This is a genomic window from Halioxenophilus aromaticivorans, from assembly GCF_042850945.1.
GTDB classification, from domain to species: Bacteria; Pseudomonadota; Gammaproteobacteria; order Pseudomonadales; family Cellvibrionaceae; genus Halioxenophilus; species Halioxenophilus aromaticivorans.
The window spans coordinates 5,839,552-5,858,578 of record NZ_AP031496.1 but is presented as its reverse complement, the minus strand read 5'-3'; the positions used below and the strand labels follow the sequence as shown (position 1 = coordinate 5,858,578).

The 19,027-nt window shown below is 51.7% G+C and carries 13 protein-coding genes; 8 read left to right on the top strand and 5 right to left on the bottom strand.

Features of this window, described 5'->3' with window-relative positions:
- Positions 1–6: 6 nt before the first annotated feature.
- On the bottom strand, positions 7–354 hold the full coding sequence (locus tag ACGHM3_RS24945; protein ID WP_345426290.1) for a hypothetical protein: 348 nt from the start codon (positions 352–354) through the stop codon (positions 7–9).
- Between the two features lie 442 nt (positions 355–796).
- Between ACGHM3_RS24945 and ACGHM3_RS24940 the strand changes: the two genes are divergently transcribed.
- From ACGHM3_RS24940 to ACGHM3_RS24925, 4 genes are all read left to right on the top strand, one after another.
- Positions 797–1,872 (top strand): IS3 family transposase gene (locus ACGHM3_RS24940; protein ID WP_390517440.1). Its coding sequence is split into 2 segments (ribosomal slippage): positions 797–1,046 and positions 1,046–1,872, totalling 1,077 coding nucleotides; the frame shifts between segments, so codons are not numbered across the junction.
- 1,026 nt (positions 1,873–2,898) lie between these two features.
- Positions 2,899–5,550 carry a TonB-dependent receptor gene (locus ACGHM3_RS24935; RefSeq protein WP_345420397.1) on the top strand — a complete coding sequence of 884 codons (2,652 nt, stop codon included), beginning with the start codon at positions 2,899–2,901 and terminating at the stop codon, positions 5,548–5,550.
- Positions 5,551–5,665: 115 nt separating this feature from the next.
- On the top strand, positions 5,666–7,375 hold the full coding sequence (locus tag ACGHM3_RS24930) for an FAD-dependent oxidoreductase (protein ID WP_345420400.1): 1,710 nt from the start codon (positions 5,666–5,668) through the stop codon (positions 7,373–7,375).
- On the top strand, positions 7,365–8,192 hold the full coding sequence (locus ACGHM3_RS24925; protein WP_345420403.1) for a sugar phosphate isomerase/epimerase: 828 nt from the start codon (positions 7,365–7,367) through the stop codon (positions 8,190–8,192). Before ACGHM3_RS24930 ends, ACGHM3_RS24925 begins: the two co-directional genes overlap by 11 nt.
- Before the next feature lie 503 nt (positions 8,193–8,695).
- On the opposite strand, the gene ACGHM3_RS24920 is transcribed toward ACGHM3_RS24925, so the two are convergent.
- Positions 8,696–10,066 carry an MFS transporter gene (locus tag ACGHM3_RS24920; protein ID WP_345420406.1) on the bottom strand — a complete coding sequence of 457 codons (1,371 nt, stop codon included), beginning with the start codon at positions 10,064–10,066 and terminating at the stop codon, positions 8,696–8,698.
- 312 nt (positions 10,067–10,378) lie between these two features.
- Here ACGHM3_RS24920 and aroQ point away from each other — a divergent pair, with 312 nt between their 5' ends.
- Positions 10,379–10,807 (top strand): type II 3-dehydroquinate dehydratase, encoded by a 429-nt coding sequence (gene aroQ / locus ACGHM3_RS24915; RefSeq protein ID WP_345420409.1) that lies wholly within the window; start codon positions 10,379–10,381, stop codon positions 10,805–10,807.
- Here the strand turns inward: aroQ and ACGHM3_RS24910 are convergent.
- The gene (locus ACGHM3_RS24910) at positions 10,804–11,712 is read right to left on the bottom strand and encodes a LysR family transcriptional regulator (RefSeq protein WP_345420412.1); all 909 of its coding nucleotides are present in this window, start codon (positions 11,710–11,712) and stop codon (positions 10,804–10,806) included. The two genes, aroQ and ACGHM3_RS24910, sit on opposite strands and share 4 nt — an antisense overlap.
- A 236-nt stretch (positions 11,713–11,948) precedes the next feature.
- Between ACGHM3_RS24910 and ACGHM3_RS24905 the strand changes: the two genes are divergently transcribed.
- Together ACGHM3_RS24905 and ACGHM3_RS24900 are read left to right on the top strand one after the other, a co-directional pair.
- The gene (locus tag ACGHM3_RS24905; RefSeq protein WP_345420416.1) at positions 11,949–12,812 is read left to right on the top strand and encodes a hypothetical protein; all 864 of its coding nucleotides are present in this window, start codon (positions 11,949–11,951) and stop codon (positions 12,810–12,812) included.
- Positions 12,813–12,937: 125 nt separating this feature from the next.
- Positions 12,938–14,824, top strand: a complete 1,887-nt coding sequence (locus ACGHM3_RS24900) for a TIM barrel protein (protein WP_345420419.1) — start codon at positions 12,938–12,940, stop codon at positions 14,822–14,824.
- Positions 14,825–14,921: 97 nt separating this feature from the next.
- Here ACGHM3_RS24900 and ACGHM3_RS24895 read toward each other — a convergent pair whose 3' ends face one another.
- Positions 14,922–16,502: an alpha-N-arabinofuranosidase gene (locus tag ACGHM3_RS24895; protein WP_345420422.1), complete on the bottom strand. Its 1,581-nt coding sequence runs from the start codon at positions 16,500–16,502 to the stop codon at positions 14,922–14,924.
- A 731-nt stretch (positions 16,503–17,233) separates the two neighbouring features.
- On the bottom strand, positions 17,234–18,190 hold the full coding sequence (locus tag ACGHM3_RS24890) for a diguanylate cyclase (protein WP_345420425.1): 957 nt from the start codon (positions 18,188–18,190) through the stop codon (positions 17,234–17,236).
- 391 nt (positions 18,191–18,581) lie between these two features.
- Here ACGHM3_RS24890 and ACGHM3_RS24885 point away from each other — a divergent pair, with 391 nt between their 5' ends.
- Positions 18,582–19,001, top strand: coding sequence for a hypothetical protein (locus ACGHM3_RS24885; RefSeq protein WP_345420429.1), 420 nt, complete (start codon positions 18,582–18,584; stop codon positions 18,999–19,001).
- The last annotated feature ends 26 nt before the right edge of the window (positions 19,002–19,027 follow it).

The window sequence follows — 19,027 nt, the reverse complement described above, 5'->3', positions numbered from 1 at the left end:
CTTAAATTAACGGTACACCGGCTGGCCGCGGTACAGGCCTGAGAACTCTTTGCTGCCGCGAAAGCGCGCATAGGTTTTACCGGATACGGTAACGGATTCTCCAGAAACGTTGTCGTCTTTCGCCTGCCTTCTTTGGGCGGCCTTGGCGATGTTTGGATCGGCGTACTGCTGTAATTTTTTAAACGCTTCAGCTAACCGTTGCGATTGCGTCAGGTCGACGTATTCTTGCAATAAAAAATAAAACTCTGGGTTAGATAAAAGTAATTTTATGCCCATTTCGTCTTTAACGACGCTAACGCATTGCTTTGCTGCACGGATGGCAGACGCATTGAGCATCCAGCTTTTATCAACCACGGTAATCCCCTGTTTCAATGGCCTGATTTTCCTTGGCACAACTAGGCGCTAGGGCTTTTGGGTGGAGAATTGTGAGAGGAGTGATGGTGCGTATCTCATTACATCGGAGAACTTGCATAGTAAAAATAAAAGCAAATGTAAAATCTTAACCAATCCTACCTTGTTGATTCACGCGCCGCAAGGCGACCTGTCCTTCACAACCTTAAACTTACAGTTTTATCTGTAACGTTCGTTATGCTCTGCGTTAATTGACCGGTTTTGGTGCTATGCGCTGGCCGCTACTTAAATTGCACCATATTGACTCGCCGCCCTATGCCAAGGTGATAAGTTCGAAAAATCGAGAAGCCTATGTATTGGTTACTTTCTGACCTTTCCCCGAAAAATAGAACCATGACGTTGATGAGATTTCCAGTTAATCTACTCCCAAGGGGATCTCATTACTATGAAGAAACGATACACCGAAGAGCAAATCATCAAAGCGATCAAACAGCATGAAGCGGGTACCAAAGTGCCTGATATTTGTCGCGAGCTGGGGATATCTGAAGGTACTTTCTACAACTGGCGGTCCAAGTATGCTGGCATGGAAGTCAATGAAGCTAAGCGCATGAAGGATATGGAGGCGGAGAACGCCAGGTTGAAGAAGCTTCTTGCAGAAAAGCTACTTGAAGTGGAGGCCATGAAGGATGTCTTGTCAAAAAAGTGGTAAAGCCGGCTGAACGTAAGCCTGTCGCCAGTTATCTGGTCGAAACGTTTGGCTTGAGCGAGCGCCGTGCTTGCTGGCTTTCTGGTATTAGCCGAACAGGCTATCGCTATCGGGCTAAGGGCTACGACGACGATGTTCTTCGGAAGCGATTGAAAGAGCTAGCAGCACAATACAGTCGGTATGGCTACCTCTTGCTACACGGGTTACTGAAAGCCGAAGGGTTGGTGACTAACAAGAAGCGAACCTACCGTGTTTACACAGAGGAAGGACTGCAGGTTCGTACAAAAAAGCGTAAAAAGCTCACGCGCCCTGTGCCTGTGATGGACTTACCTAAGCAAATCAACGAGCGCTGGTCTATGGATTTTGTATCAGATCAACTGAGTAATGGTAGACGTTTCCGAATACTAAATGTAGTTGATGACTACAGTCGCGAACTGGTCGGACAGCTGGCAGAGTTTTCTATTAGTGGAAATCGCGTAGCCCGTTTCTTAGATCAACTAATCGAGACCCGTGGTAAGCCTGAAAGTATCACTTGTGACAACGGTACTGAATACACCAGCAAAGCCATGTTCTTCTGGAGTAAAGAAAATCAGGTCAAACTCAACTTTATTCAGCCTGGCAAGCCAACGCAAAACGCCTTCGTCGAAAGCCTAAATGGCAAGTTTAGAGACACCTGTCTGAATCAGCACTGGTTCCGAACAATAGAGGAAGCCCGCTACGAAATAGATCAATGGCGTGCGCACTATAACCATGAGCGGCCGCACAGCTCATTAAATTACATGACGCCAGTAGCCTACGCGGCACAGGCAGCATAAGGCAAATATCTCATCGAGGGAGTGGTATTAACTTAGGGGAAAGGTCATTTCTATTAGCCATTGACTGATCGCCTAGAGATTTATTCGGCGATTTGATGATAATGGCAAAGCGGCGACTTGCGGTTTTCTCAAGTAAAATAAGTAGCCGTCAATGTGTGGTTTTTAAATCCAATGAATACTTTTATCCAATTTAGTGATGTGCTCGTTGTGTTCTTTCCAATTCAAACCAGGGTATTTTTTTGATCGTAATCAATTTAAAAAGCTATTTTGGGTAGTGATAAAAATATTTTAGCGATACATAAACTGTGTCCTTATTTTTAATGTTTGGTTGGCAGAAACTTAGCCGTGTTCGGCAATAGAGTATTGACCACCACCACCACCACCACCACCACCGTCCGTTTATAAACTGCCACCATCATTTATTAATTCTTCTGCAGTTATATAAGTCATTTGATGCCAGTAAACGGATGATAGTGAATGGCCAATTGTGATTGGATCGAGATGATTGAAAGGAAGATACTCGCTACCTCTGTTTAATAACAAAAGTCAACCCAGAGCTTTAAACCTGTATATGAGATTCCATAGATTGGTCCGGAATAAGGATCGATTACGCAGGTGGTCATCGAAAATAACCTGTGTTCTCTTCCTATATTCTGTGCCATGGCAGCACAGTGGGAATTAATAGCACTTTATTCCTCGTTCTTTAGTAGGAATTAATCCACGGCAGGGCAAATGCTGTGTAGGCTCAAATAACGCTGAAATGCCTCGGGTTTGTGGTAATGAAAACGATTACTTTAAATCCACAGATAAGCGCGCCAGCTGCAATTTGCAAGCAGATAACCGAGAGTTATACACCAGCAACCATAAAGTATTTTCAAGCGATACGCCGTTTTGTTCGAATAGCGTCCAGGTTTACAGTGCCTTCTAATGTGGTTGGTGTGACCTGGGAGTACACCTAACTCGCCACATACATAAGCACTGTGGAATAAAAATAATACCTACATATATAAAAGAGGATTTCTTTCAATGAATCATTGGAGAAAAGCATTCGCACCCGCTTCAGCATGTTTACTCAGTGCCGCCGTAACTACCGCAACTGCTGCCACCCTTGAAGAAGTGGTCGTTACCGCTCAAAAACGTGAACAAAGCATGCAAGACGTTCCCGTTCAAGTATCCACCGTAGGTGGTGACACCATCGATAAAATGTCCATGGTTGACGCCTCAGACATCGCATTGTTGGCGCCAACACTGAACTTCGACTCCGCCGATGAAGCGCGTTTATTTAACTTTTCCATTCGCGGTATTGGTACTCGTTCTTTCAGTATCGGTGTAGAACCTTCGGTTTCTACCGTTGTGGATGGCGTTGTACTGACTCGTATCGGTAACGCCTTTGATACCCTAGGCGATATTGAGCAAGTAGAAGTACTGGCCGGCCCGCAGGGTACCTTGTTTGGTAAAAACTCTTCTGCCGGTGTGGTGAGCATTCGCACCAAAAAGCCTAATATGACTGAGTTTGAAGGCCGCTTTAAAGCCACCATGGCAGAGAACAACGAGAGCGGTTACGAGCTGTCGTTAACCGGCCCATTGTCCGATGAGCTGGCCTACCGCCTATTTGTATTTGATCGTCAAGCTGAAGGCGTGGCGAAAAACTTATTTGATGGCACCGATGAAAACGGCATCGATGCCCAAGGTCTGCGCGGTAAAGTGCTGTGGGAGCCTAGCGATAAGCTGTCCATGTTGTTTACCGGTGATTACTCCGAGAAAGACTCCAACTGCTGTGCTATGGCACCCCACGCCACCGATGGCGGCCAGGGCAGCGCCAACGCCCGTTTCAACCTGGAAACCGGCGATTACGACCCCGTTAACGGCTACGCAGTCACTACCCCGGAGTGGTTGGGTGTATCCGCTGACCAGTTTGGCTCAGATATCAAAACCGATGTAACCCAGCTGAACGAACAGCGTAACTGGGGCCTATCGGTGGAAGCTAACTACGAATTCGATAACGAATTCACCCTAACCTCTATCACCGCCTATCGTGAGTGGGACTCCTACACCAGCCGTGACCGTGATTCCTCCTACGCGCAATTAAGTGGCTTAAACCCACAAGAAGTGGCTTGGATGATGGGTACCACCGCCTTCGGTGAAACCGCCAGCGCCGCAGAAATTGCCGCAGCGCGTGCGCAACTGGGCGAGATCTCCTACAACTCCCTAGGCTTTATGACCAACGCCGATGGCACTCTGGGCACCAACAACAGTTTGGAATTTAACGAGACCTTTTCCCAGGAATTGCGCATCACTTCACCTATGGGTGAACACTTCGATTACATTGCCGGTTTGTACTACGGCAAGCAGTTGGTTGAGCGGGATTTGACCATTGCCGGTAAGTGGAACCGCAACGGCGGCGGCATTGCCGACAACCCCATTACCAACATCGATCGTTTAACCGGTGCGGTAACCTGTGCCGATGCCTCTTGCTACAAATACGGTGACACCATCACCTCAGTTGAGACCGAAAATATCTCGGTGTATGGCCACCTGAACTACCACGTTACCGAGGAGTTCACGCTGTTTGGTGGTGCGCGTTACATCGACGAAAACTCCACCTGGAAAATGCGCAACGCCGTGGGCCCTTACGGCAACCACTTCTCGTTTTTGCGTTTGATCGAAAGCGTACCCTACCTGGATGAATTAGCAGACGCCGCTGACTTGGGCGATGCCGATGCGCTGTCTCGTTTGACCGCCATTACCGGTGATGCCACCACAGCAGACTACCGCTCGCAAACCCGCGTGCAGCAGTCCGGCGCCGCGCTGGATGCTGTTAATGGTTATGGTAGCCAAGGTGGCCAGGGCGCGTTGGAATTTGATTACGACTATTCCGATACCGCTGTTATCTACAAAATCGGTGGCCAGTACGACATCAGCCCAGACATGATGCTGTACGCCTCCTACGGTACTGGCTACAAGTCGCCAGCGGTAAACGCCGATATCTTCATCTTTGATGAAATTGGCGATATCCAAGACGCGCCAACTCAGCCTGAAGAAAGTGAAGGCTTTGAGATTGGTTTGAAAGGTAGCTTCGATGCCTGGCGCTTCGACTTAACCTACTACGATACCGACATCGAAGGCCTCCATACCGATGGCTCTGCCACGGGTGGTGGCGCGCGCGCTGTGGGTCGCTTGGTGGCTGGTGATGTGAACACCTCGGGTATTGAAGGTAACTTCACCTGGGCGGCAACCGATGCGCTTACCGTCAACGGTGGTTTTAGTTCTGGTAAAGCGGTCATCGACGATCCAGACGTAACCGTGGGTGGCGAAAGCGCCGATGGCACCTTGGTGCTGCTGGCACCAGAGCTGAAGTACAACCTAAGCCTGGATTACGCCTTCGACATCGGCAACTACCCAGCTGGCTTGTTCTGGACTTACACCTACACCAGCAAAACTTACTACGGGTTTGGTGAGAACCAGCCGCGGGATCCTTTCGCCCTGAGCAGCCTGGTGTTCGACGTATCCTCCCCGGATGATACCTGGACACTCAGCATGTTCGTTAAGAACCTGTTCGACGAAGACTACAACAGTAGCTTGCGCTCTGTGTCTTCTACCCAGGGTGGTGGTGCCATGCACACCGTTGCACGCGATCACGATCGCTACATGGGTGCTAGCTTCACGGTTCGTTTTTAGTCTCTGATTTAGTCTCTGAACTGACCTTTCCCGCGGTTTGTGGTGGCGCCTTATGTGGCCATCATGACCGCGGGTTTTTTGGTTTTAAATGCAGCAAAACAGGGAGCTACGCTGTATGCAACACCTGAGCACCGATTTAATTGTAGTGGGCTCCGGCGCCGCGGGTTTGGCCGCTGCCGTCGCCGCCGCCCACCGCGGCTTAAACGTAGTCTTACTGGAAAAAGACACCACCCTCGGCGGCGCCACGGCTTGGTCGGGTGGCTGGATGTGGGTGCCGCGCAACTTTTTGGCCAAGGCCGACGGCATTAACGAAGACCTAGCCACGGTTAGAAGCTACCTAGAGCACGAACTCGGCCCACGCTTTAATGCCGAGCGTATTGATGCCTTCCTCAACCAAGCGCCGATGATGGCGGAGTTCTTTCACCACAACACCCATCTACAATTTGACCACGGCAATGGCATCGCCGACATCCATTACCAAACCCCCGGCGCTGGCGTTGGTGGGCGCTCACTTATCGCTAAACCTATGGATGGCAGGGCCCTCGGCGCTGATATTGCCAAGCTGCGCACCACCATGCGAGAGACATCTTTTTGGGGTATGCCGATTCAAGCCGGGCCAGATCTGTGGGCGTTTTTAAACAGCACCCGAAACCTAAAAGATTTTACCCACGCAGCGCTCAGGCTTACCCGCCATGGCTGGGATATGCTGCGCTACCGCCGAGCCATGCAATTGTGCAATGGCGTGGCCTTGGTGGGCCGCTTGGCACAATCGGCCTTTGAGCTGGGTGTTACCTGTTATACCGATGCTCCGGCCACACAATTACACCGCCAAGATGGGCGAGTCACCGGTGTGCAAGCCACAACCGCCCAGGGCAGCATGAATATTGAGGCTCGCTGCGGTGTGGTTCTGGCTGCCGGTGGCTTCCCCGCCGATGTCAGCCGCCGCCAAGCCCTGTTTAAACGCACCCCAACCGGCACAGAGCACTGGCCCCTGCCTCCGGCTTCTTGCAGCGGAGGCGGGCTCAATATCGCCGAGGCCATCGGTGCAAAAGTCGATACCGATGTTTACTCCGCTGCGGCCTGGGCACCGGTATCCCTGGTGCCCTTTGCCGATGGCAGCACAGGCCATTTCCCCCATATTATTGATCGCGCCAAACCCGGCGTTATTGGTGTGCTGGCCAATGGTAAGCGCTTTGTGAACGAGGCCGATGGTTACTTCGACTACGTGGATGCCTTTGTGCAGCAGGTGCCCGAGGGCCAGGAAGTGTGCAGTTGGTTGGTGTGTAGCCACGCCTTTCAGCGCCGCTACGGTTTGGGCATTACCCGGCCATTCCCACTGCCCTTGCGCCACTGGATTAAACGCGGCTATTTAAAAGCCGGTGATACCCTGGCCGAATTGGCCCAGCAATGCGGCATAGATGCCCAGGGCTTGGAGCAAACCGTGGCCGAATACAACCAGCACGCTCGCAACGGGGAAGACCCGGCCTTTGGCCGTGGCAACAGCCCCTACAACCGCAAAAATGGCGACCCATCCCATCAGCCCAACCCCTGCGTGGCACCCCTAGAGCAGGGCCCGTTTTACGCCGTAAAAGTGGTGCCGGGCAGTTTTGGCACCTTTGCTGGACTTGCCACCAACGGCCAGGCCCAGGTGTTAGACAACCAAGGCCAAGTGATCCCCGGGCTTTACGCAGCCGGTGCGGATATGGCCAGCATTATGGGCGGCCATTACCCCGCCGGAGGCATCAACCTAGGCCCGGCCATGACCTTTGGCTACGTCGCCGGCAACCACGCGGCAGATCAAACGGAGGCCAACCGTGAGCAGTAAACCCATAATATCTTTGGCGGCACTCACCGTGCTGGAATTACCGCCCTGGGAGCAAATCCGAGTGGCAGCCCAGGCGGGGTTCGATGCTGTGGGCATCCGCTTACTGCCCGCCGCCGAGGGCGAGCCACACCAAACCCTGTTGGGCCAACCCCAGCGGCTAAAACAAACTAAGAAGGCCCTGGCCGATACCGGCCTGCGGGTCATCGATATCGAGATTCTGCGTTTAAAACCCAACACCGACGTGCGCCAAGACTACGAAGAAGTGCTCGCCCTGGGGGCAGAACTGGGCGCGGATTCGGTACTGGTGGCGGGTAATGATGACTCGGAAGCCCGCACCATAGACAACTTTGCCAAATTATGTGAGTTATCGCTCACTTACAATTTGTTCCCGCACCTAGAATTTATGCCCTGGACCGGGGTGGTTAACCTGCCCCAGGCCCGGCGAATAGTGCAAGCCGTGCGGCAACAAGGTCATAACAATGCTTGCATGCTGATCGACCCGTTTCACCTCAATCGCTCGCACAGCGCCATCACCGAAGTGGCCAAAATACCACCGGGCTGGATGCGCTACGCCCAGTTGTGCGACATCGCTGGCCCACCCCCCAGCGACATGGACGAGATTATCCGCCAAGCGCGCAACGAGCGCTGCTTTCCCGGCCAGGGGGATGTGGACCTAAAACAATTGTTGATGTGCCTACCGGCGGATTTGCCGCTAAGTTTGGAAGTGCCTACCGAAGCCCTGCGCCAGCAAGGGGTGCCACCATTAGAGAGAGCGCAACGCGCAATTGAAGCAGCATTAAGCTTGCTGCGGGGCTAAACATCCAAGGGCCTGTTAACGCTAATTTGGCACCACTGCTGGAGGCTACGCGCCCCGGGTAGCTTCTCGTTCAACTAGGCGCCAAGAGTGAAATGTAGTGGGCCTACATGAGCGATTGGCAACAACGGTGAACAAGAAGCGGGTCGGGGGCGCCCAGCCCCAGCCCTTCGGGTTGAGCCAGGAAATAGCCCACTCGTTGTTGCTCACCGCTTATTTGGGCCCACCAAACTTCGCGGCTCGCGCCTAGATTGGACTATTTCCTGACTCAACAGAGGCTCCGAATAAGTGTTAATAGGCCCTAGGTGAGGTGAGCACCCTTTGGCTGGATCTCTGGATCTGCAAACCTTGGTACAAGACACGCCGTAAACCCATCCTTGGGGGCTTGGATGCAGCATCCCTGCTGCATACAGTCTTGTACCAAGGCCCGCAGACGCCTTTAAAGTTAGGTAGCTCCGATCGCCAAAACAAAATCCATTGCAGGTCTGCGGAGCAAATTTGATCTACTAGGCAAAGTCGCTGGAGCGAATATTCAGTGCGGCTATGCCGGCCAATACCAGGGGCACGGCGAACACGGCAAAGGTCACTGATAAACCGGCACCAGACTGCAGTAAGTAACCGCCCACTAACGGCCCGGCCACTGCACCAGCGCGGCCGGCGCCCACAGCCCAGCCCACACCGGTGGCGCGGATTTCGGTTGGGTACAGCCGTGCCGCAGTGGGCCAAAAGCCGTTGAAGCCGCCATTTAAGGTGATGCCAATGACAAAAGCGCACAACAGAATAAAGAACACGTTCATGCTTACCGAGCCGAACACCATCAGCATCACGGCGGCGATAAAGAAGAACAGGCAAATCATTTTCTGCAGGCCGTAGCGAGCGGAGATCCAACCCAGGAAGATACTGCCGGCAAAGGAGCCGAGGTTATAGGCGGTGCCTGCGAAGATGCCTTTCTCCAACGGCAAGCCGGCGTCCACGGCAATTTTTGGAATCCAGCTGATGACAAAATACAGAGTAAAGAACCCTAGAAACACACCGCACCACAGCATCAAAGTAGAGAATCCGCGCGGGCCGTCGAACAGGGCTTTAACGCTGGTTTTTTGCATATCGGCGGGTTTCTCTGGCAGGCCATCCATTTGCTCGGCACCCATACGTACCAGGGTTTTATTGAGGTTTTTAAGCCCATTGCGGGGCTGCTTTTTGGCCAAAAACTCCAGCGACTCGGGCATCAAAAAATACACGATGGGGAACATAGCGCCGGTGATAACGCCGGCCCATATAAACATGGGGCGCCAGCCGTGCTCTGGCATAATGGCGGCGGAGGCAAAACCGGTGAGTACCGCGCCGATGGGGTAGCCGGCCTGGACAATGGCCACGCACAGGTTGCGCTGTTTATCGTTGGCGTACTCACTGGTCATGGCGGCCATACTGGCCAAAATCGCACCTACCCCCAAACCGGTGTACACCCGGGCGGCGGCCAGCTGCCAAATACTCTGGCAAACGCCGGATACCAACATACCCGTGGCAATCACAAAAATGGCCAGTAAAATCATGCGGCGGCGGCCAATAACATCGGCGTAAGGGGCGATGGCCAGGCAACCTAAGGTCATGCCAACCAAGGCGGAGCTGAATACCGCACCCAAGGCGGCGGCGGGGATAGCCCAGTCCTCGGCCAATACCGGTGCGGCGTAGGACATCAAAACAACGTCCATACCATCGAGCATATTGAGTACGAAGCAAATGGCCACGACAAGTAGTTGGATTTTCGACATGGGATTGTCGTCTACCAGGGTGCGTAGCTTTTGCACGTATTGATCAAAGGGAAGGGAGCTTGGCCCGCTGTTCATAGCAGATGGGGCGCTGTGTGTATCAGAAGCCATGTGGTTTCCTGTGCTTATGGTATTTATAGGATTAATTCAGACAGGCTGATCTTAGTTTGCGTCATGGTAGGGTTGGCTTTGGGGTGGGTTCAAATACTCATACGTCCCCGCCCTATAACATGGCATTATGGCGCCAATCGTTAAAGCTAATACCGCTGGGGCTAATATTGGCAGCGTACATCACAGCGAGAATGGTTTAACCTCGAGTTATGGTTGATACGCACCTGGATATTGGCAAGCCGCGGTACCCCGCGGCTACCCTGTGCGTTTTGTTGATTTTAATTGTAAGTAATAATAGACCAAAGGCTTTTCATGACCATTCGCATCGCAGTAATTAATGGCCCTAATTTAAATCTATTGGGCGTTCGTCAACCGGAAATCTACGGCTACGACACCTTGGCCGATTTAGAGAGTCAAATGCGCGCTGCCGCCGGTAATAACGCCCAGCTCAGTTTTATGCAAAGCAATCACGAGGGCGAAATTATTGAAGAAATTCACCGCGCCCGCAACGAAGCCGACGCCATTATTATTAATCCGGCGGCCTACAGCCACACCTCGGTGGCTATTTTAGATGCGCTGAATACCTTTGAAGGAAAGGTTATGGAAGTGCATTTATCGAATATCCACAAGCGAGAAAAATTTCGCCACCACTCGTGGGTATCGGGCCGGGCCGATGCCGTGATCTGCGGTATGGGTATGGCGGGTTACTTAGCGGCGTTGAATTATTTAATGGCTAGCTAAACAATGTCCTCATTCAGCGAACGAATCTCAGATTTCATCAGCTCGTAAAATTGGCGCACATTATTGGATAGCGAAATACCGTTGTGGCGTAAAAAATGTACCTGCTGTTTGGGGGTTTTTACCGGTATGGTGCGCAACTTAGGGAAGCGATGGGGCATGGCGGTGTATTCAAACGCCACTGCTATGCCCATACCTTGCTCTACCATGGCACAGGCATCGTCGCCGTAGCGTACCATGGCCGCCATGCGAGGCGGCGTATCCAACTCCAAAGTATCCAGCGCTTTATTTAATGTGGTGCCCAATAAAGTCTCTGGGTAATACATGATTAACTCATGCTCCACCAAATCCGCAAACTGCAGGCTTTTGCGTTTAGCCAATAGGTGATCCTGGGGCACCACCGCCACCATGCCCACGTTAATGGAAGGCTCCGACATTACCAGTGGGTGCTCGGTATCGTAAAACGCCAGGGCAAAATCCACCCGCCGCTGGGTAATAAAATCGGTTATTTCTTCGTTGGAAAGCGCCTCAAGTTTGACTTGCATGTGTGGCATACGCGCTTTAACCCGGGCTAATAAGCGCGGCAACACGTAGGTGGCAAGGCTGGGTGTGCAAGCAATCTGGTAGAGATGATTATCGGGCCGGGTAATGCGCTCAATAGTGACGTCTAATTCTTCGATTCGCTGATAGATGGGTTCCAGCTCGTGAAATAACTCTTCGCCCTCTGGCGTGGGGATCAATCGGCCTTTGTGCCGTTCAAACAATGCTATACCTAACTTGTACTCCATGTATTTCAGTAGCCGGCTAATGCCAGGCTGGGAAACATGCAACAGTTCCGCGGCGCCACTGACGGTTTTAGCGATCATGATGGCTCTGAAAACTTCAAGCTGTCTGAAGTTCAGTTGCATTGGCAAGCTCCTATCGATCCACTCGGTTCGGCTGCATGCTAGCAGTATTTACGCGCCCTAACAGCTTTTAAACGCAGAAAGCCAAAAAATTGTACGCGGATAACGCAGTGTTATAGGCGGCTGAACAATAGATATTTTACTCACTCACTGCCCCTGCACTTAAATATCGGCCAGTTTGCGATACTTGGTGAGAATCCCGCTTACACAAAGCCGACACCCGGTAAATCGCGTAGAAAATGAATAACAAAAGGTGTTTTATGACCATGGTCATGGGCTTGATGGGCGCAGGTATTTCGCGTTCCAGAATGCCGCGCTTGCAGCAATTTCTTGGCACTCAACAGGGTGTGAACGTCAACTATTGCCTAATAGATGGCGAAGGCGTCGACGGTTTTGACCCGGTGGCACGGGCGCAACAGTGCCTGGCCGAAGGTTTTAGTGGTATTAATGTAACCCATCCTTACAAACAGAGAGTTTGGCCCCTGGTGAGTGAGCCTGCAGTGGCCGGCCATGAGCACATCGGCTCATACAATACGCTGACCTTTAAAGACGGCGTTATTCGCGGTGCCAACACGGACTTTAGCGGCTTTATGCGCGGCTATCGCTTTCGTCGAGGCAAGCTTGCACCCGGCAAAGTGCTTATGGCCGGTGCCGGCGGAGTTGGCCGCGCCATTGCGTTTGGTTTAGGCGAATTGGGTGCCACTGAAATCGCCCTGTACGATATCCACTTAGAACAGTCCAGCTCGTTGTGCGCTACGCTTAATGCAGCCGGTTACAACGCGCGGGTAGTGCAACAGCAGGATTTGGCAGACGCAATTACCGCGGCCGACGGTTTGGTAAATTGCACCGCCATTGGCATGTACAGCCACCCCGGCAATTTATTTGACCCAAGCGTTTTGGGTGGCCAGCAGTGGGTGTTTGATGCGGTGTATACGCCTCTGGACACCGAATTTATTATTGCCGCCCGTACTGCTGGTTTGCAGTGTATTTCCGGTTTTGATTTGTGGATTTATCAAGGTTTAGACGCCTTTAAAATTTTTACCGGCGTCGACGTGGAAGACAGCCAGGATCTAATTTCCGAAGCGTTAAGCTGGTTGGACTAACGCCACAACAATAACAAAATAATGATGCCGGCTAGATCATCGCCGGCGTACAAAAATGCGCTACAAACGCAGTGCCTAAACCCGCATCACCGTTTGGCCAACGTGTGCAGCAGGAGAAAATAAAGATGAAACGATCTATTGCCTCGGTGTGTTTGTCTGGCGATCTACGCCAAAAGATAGAAGCCGTTGCCGAAGCCGGATACGACGGCATTGAAATATTCGAAAACGATTTTATGTTGTTTGGCGAAACGCCGGCAGCCGTGCGACGCATGGTAGAAGATGCCGGGGTGGAAATTGTCGCTTTTCAGCCGTTCCGCGATTTTGAGTGCATGCCAAAGGCGAAAATGCAGAAAAACTTTGACCGGGCCGAGCGCAAATTCGATTTGATGCAAGAGCTGGGTACTACAGCCATGCTGATTTGCAGTAATGTCTCGCCCCAGTGCATCGACGACACCGACCGTGCGGTGGAAGAATTTTACGAACTGGCCGAGCGTGCTAAGAAACGCGACATTACGCTAGGTTACGAAGCCCTAGCCTGGGGACGCAACGTCAGTTTGTACGAGCAGGCTTGGGATGTGGTTAAGCGTGTAGATCATAAAAACCTGGGCATTATTTTAGACAGCTTTCATATGTACGCTCGGGATGCGGATTTATCCACCGTGGCGGAAATTCCCGGCAACCGTATTGTACTGGTGCAAGTGGCGGATGCGCCGCGTTTAAAAATGGACGTACTGCAGTGGAGCCGTCACTTCCGGTGCTTCCCAGGCCAAGGCGATTTCCCCATGCAAGATTTTATGAGCGCCATTATAAAAACTGGCTACAACGGTTATTTCTCCCACGAGATTTTCAACGACGAATTCCGATCTTCGCCCTGCCGCGCCACCGCCATTGATGGCATGCGCTCACTGCTTTGGTTACAAGAGCAAGTGGTGATGGATGAGCCGGATTTAATGCTCGACCGCAAAAACAGCAGCTTTTACCAGCCGCCCAAAGCGGATATGCAAAATTTTGAGTTTGTGGAATTTGCCGCAGACGATCAAATGCGCGACGATCTATTAGGCATGTTGCATAAATTGGGTTTTCACCGCACCCACAAACACCGCTCCAAAGAAGTGAGCTTGTATCGCCAGGGAGATGTAAGCCTAGTCATTAACGAAGAATCCGACAGCTTTGCCCAGCACTACAGCCTAGTACATGGTACCTCTGTATGTGCCATTGCCTATGGTACCGACGACGCAGAGGGCATGGCCGAGCGGGCCGACTACTACGGTTACCACCCGTTTGAAAGCGACGTAGAAAGTGGCGAGTTGGATATCCCTGCCATCAAAAGTATCACCGGCGAGCTGGTGTATTTTGTACAGAAAAATACCGACGGCACGCGCTTTTACGACGTCGATTTTGTTGCCGATGATCAAAGCGAAGCATTAGTGACGCCGGATGATTCACTTAATTTTGACCATGTTTCCAGCGGTGTCGCAGAAACCGAATTTTTATCGGTATCGCTGTTTTACCGATCCCTGTTGGATTTGGATGTGGCCCAGCCACAGGATTTAATCGACCCCTATGGAATTGTGGTCAGCCGGGCGGCAACTAACCAAGATAAACGCATTCGCCTGCCCTTTAATATGTCGCGCAGTTGGGGCGCCTCTACCGAGCGCTTCCGCGAAGTGCATCGCGGCAGCGGCGTGCAGCATATTGCCATGAGCTGCGACGATATTCGCGCCTTTGTGCGTCGGGTGGACCCAAGCATTATTTTGCCAATCCCTGGCAATTACTACGATGACCTGGAAGCTCGCTATGAACTCGACGACGATCTGTTAGCCGATTTGCGTCAGTTCAATATGCTCTATGACCAAAACGAAACTGGGCATTTTATTCATTTCTACACGCGTTCTATAAACGGCTTGTTTTTTGAAGTATTGCAACGCCACCGCTACGGCAACTATGGCGAAGCCAACTCCCAGGTGCGTTTGGCGGCGCAAGCTCAGGTGCGACGTTCCGGCCAACCTTAATACCGAATCTATAGCTTGGCACCGGGTAAGAAAGCTTCAAACCCGGTGCTTTTTTTTGCCTGAAATTTGGGCAAAACCGTAAGGCTGCCGTTATTTGCTAACGAACCCGTAACACCACCACCGATTTCGCCGGCAGATTAACGGTGAGATTGCCATTATCTAATGTAGCGCCGGTGAAGTGGCTTGGGCTCACCGTTTCTGGTTTACCCGGCAGGTTGTGCGCGTCCAGGCTATCAGCGGTTAATATTTCTCCGCTGACGTTGGTCAACTGAAGATCACCTAGGTTCACGCTGAGTTCATGCTGTTGGGTTAACTCACTGTTGGCCAAACTTATGACTACACCACCCTCTTTAGGTAAGGCTGCGCTAAGGCTGATGGCGGCAAATTTACCCGAGGGCGCGGTTAACTGGGGTGATGTGTAGCGCAGGGGGAGTAACTTGGCATCGTGAAACGGCAGGTGCATTTTAAAGACATAATAAGACGGTGTTTTTGCCATGGCCGCGCCTTCTGTGAGCAGCATGGCCTGCAATACGTTTACGGTTTGCGCAATATTGGCCATGCGCACTCGGTCGGCATGCTGGTGGAATATATTCAGCGAAATGGCGGCAACCAAGGCATCGCGTAGGGTATTTTGCTGGTACAGGTGGCCGGGGTTGGTGCCAGGCTCGGTGTTGTACCAAGTGCCCCACTCGTCCACGTATAATCCGATGCGCTTGTCCGGGTCGATTTTGTCCATGACCTTTTCGTGGGCCTGCAATACTTCTTCCATGCGGCTGGCCTGGTAGAGAATTTCAAACCAGTGGTCTTGGTTAAACTCAGTGGCAGCGGCCTCGTTGCGCTTAGGCCAATCGCCGGTCCACAGGGTGTAAAAGTGTAGCGATATGGCATCCATGCCATGCCCGGCTTGTTCCATAACCACTTTGGTCCAGTTGGTGTCCAGGTTATTTGCACCGGAGGCCACGCGCAGGGCTTTGTTGTCGTTTTGCTGATGGAAGTTGGAGCCGTTTTTATGGAAGAAGGCAGCCCAGCGCCGGTACAAGTTGGAATAGTATTCCGGTGTCATATTGCCGCCGCAGCCCCAACTCTCGTTGCCAATACCGATAAAGGGCACCCCAAACGGTTGCTCGCGGCCATTGCTGCGGCGCTCGTTTGCCAGGGTGTCCTGGCCGGTGGAAGTCATATATTCGATCCACTCGCGCATCTGGGTGGGCGTGGATGAGGCCACATTGACGCTGACATAGGCGTCGGCACCAATCTGCTCCACAAAATCAAAAAACTCGTGGGTGCCGAAGGCGTTGTCTTCCGGGGTGCCGCCCCACCAGTTGTTTTTACGAACCGGGCGCTGTTGACGGGGGCCTATGCCATCGCGCCAGTGGTATTCATCGGCGAAGCAGCCACCGGGCCAGCGAATCACCGGTACCTGTATGGCTTTTAGCGCCGCCACCACATCATTGCGAATGCCCCGAGTATTAGCGATGTTAGAATCCTCACCTACCCACACACCGTCGTAGATACCGCGCCCTAGGTGCTCTGAGAACTGGCCGTAAATGTGGCGGGCAATAACCGGCGCCTGCTCATCAGTCATAGGCGTAACTGTGATTTTATCGGCCAGGGCTGTGTGGCTGGCGGCCAGCATCAGGTAGCCCAGCGTCCAATTGGCAAAGCGTTGGCGATTCATTGAATGCTCCTTTCGATTGCAGTGGCTCGGGGCGGCCACCGACGTGATTGGCATAAGTTATTGATTTTAAAAAAATAAAAATGCCAGTTATTGTTCGTTATCGGTACTGCGCGAAATAGTAGGGCACCATTTCAAAGCTGACATCGGGAATGAAATTAAAAAAAAGGCCACGTCTTAGGTGGCCAAAAATTAAGACAAGTGAATGTCAAAGTTAGGTTCTGCTTATGAGCTGCTGCCAACTCATTTATGGGCGCTTGTGCCGGCCTAGCGCAGTCTTGTTTGCTGCACGGGTTCTAGCCGATCCTGTAAAAGAGCCCTTTAAATAGGTGCCCCAGTTGGCGCGGTGAGTCGCCACCGGGGCTCAGCATCGTTAGATGCTGGCTCAGGCGTGGTACCAGGGATGCTGCATTCTAGTACCGGTTAATGCCAGAGTTTGAAATCTCGTTAATGCCGGTGCACTGGGGCTCGGAACATCAACGCGAAATAAAGTTGTTTATAGGCTTTACCATTGCCTTTGACTGTCTTGGTACAGTTAGTCTTGGTAGTGCCACTGTCGAAAGAGCTTAGTTGAACACGTTGCCAATACTGCTTGGCTGTTATTGTAATCGATTACAATTGTGGCAGCGTTGTCAGCAAAAGGCGAGTGTTATTCAACAAATTTCGACGAAAGTAGGAAATTACTGCCTAAAATGGCAGGTTGTTAACGGCGAGAAGTGTTGAACACGGTGGGATCAACTGCAGTAGCAATCTTTTCCGTTCTGTTTCGCTTGGTACAGCTTGTCATCGGCCTGGGCGAAGAGCGCATCGGCGTTGAGTTCGTCGTCGCTGAGCAAATCCGGTGAGTAGCTGGCAATACCCACACTGACGCTTACCAGGTTGCTGCAGTCGCTGGCCGGGTGCAGCACCGCCGCTTCGCGCAGTTTAGTCAGCATTTGGTCGACGATGCCTTCGGCACCGGCAAGGTCGGTATTGGGCAGTATCACCATAAATTCTTCGCCGCCAAAGCGGCCTATCAAATCGTTTTCCCGACGCAGAGTGCCCTTAAGGGTTTGCGCCACTTGGGCTAGGCATTGATCACCTTTTTGGTGGCCCAAGGTATCGTTGTAGTCTTTAAAGTTATCGATATCGATAATCGCTAGGCTCAACGGTTGCTCAGTACGCACCGCGGCCTGGCATTCCCGCCGTAGGATTTTTTCAATGTAACGCCTATTAGCTACGCCGGTAAGCGCATCGGTGTAGGACATCTCCGACAATTCGCGGCGGTGGCGCGCCAACTTCATGTGGTTTTCCACTTTTAGGCGCAGCGTTTGTAGGTCCACCGGTTTGGGCATAAAGTCCACGGCGCCGGCGTTTAGGCTGTTAAATTCGGTATTGTCGTCGATGGAGCCGGTGAGGATGATGACCGGGATGTTTTTTGTGGTTGCGCGTTGCTGCAGGGTGGCACAGAGCTCGTGGCCATTCATGCCGGGCATATTTACATCCAACAATATCAAATCCACATGGCCTTGCTGAGCAACGGCCAACGCAGATTCGCTATTATCGCAGGTAACCGTGTCATATTGGACTGAGAAGAATAGCTCCATGCCACTTAAGGTGGAAAGATCGTCATCAACAATCAGTAGCGTTGGATTGGCGGGTTGTAACGGTTCTTGCACGTTTGCTGACTCACTAAAACTGGGATAAATCATCGCAGCTACCTACAGTTTGGGCGCTTAAATAAAGTGTAGTTTAGAATTTCAAAGTATTCCGAAAAACTAGTTCATTAGCCGCTAGTGTGAGGCCCCAGAGCATAACGCGCAGGGTTGGGTTGGCACTGGTGCTAACTGACATTATTAACTTGTTAATCAGTTTGCGTGCCAATCTCATGTGTGTGTTGGTTGTTTTAAGTGCTAATTCGAATAACCACCGATGTTTTGGTTATAACCAGTGGAGACGGGCTCCTGTGGGAGGAAAAGGGCTGCGACTAACGACGGTGGCCTAAATGGATGCACTATTCAAGATAAGGTATTAGAGATTTCTGGTATGTAAAAAATACAATTACAGCCTACTAATTGAAAAAATAATAATAAAGAGGTGGTTATGATATTTGCGGTCAAACTTTGCCTATTATGCGCTGGGCTATTTCTGTGGGTTGGGTTACTGACTGGCATCCTCAAATACAAGGCGATGATGGTGAGTGAAAACCAACGCGCTCCTATCTACATTGATGTCGCTCATCGAGCGGCGCTTATGTATTCATTTGCGGCACTGGTGATGGCGCAATTGCTTATTTACAGCCCCTACTCTGCCACGTTTCAACTTTGGATCGCGGCGGTTCCGCTATTCTTCTTTGCCGTATCCATCGCCACGTATATCAAGCTGGGTTTACAGGGCCAAACTCGCAGCCAATTTTCCGATAAAAATTTTACTACCACTTGGGGAATGTGGGCATTGATTGTGGGCGAAGTGGGAGGGGTGAGTATGATTGTTTTAGGGTTTGTGCAGACACAGTTTGTTTGAAGCCGGCCGGCCCTAGTGTTTACCAG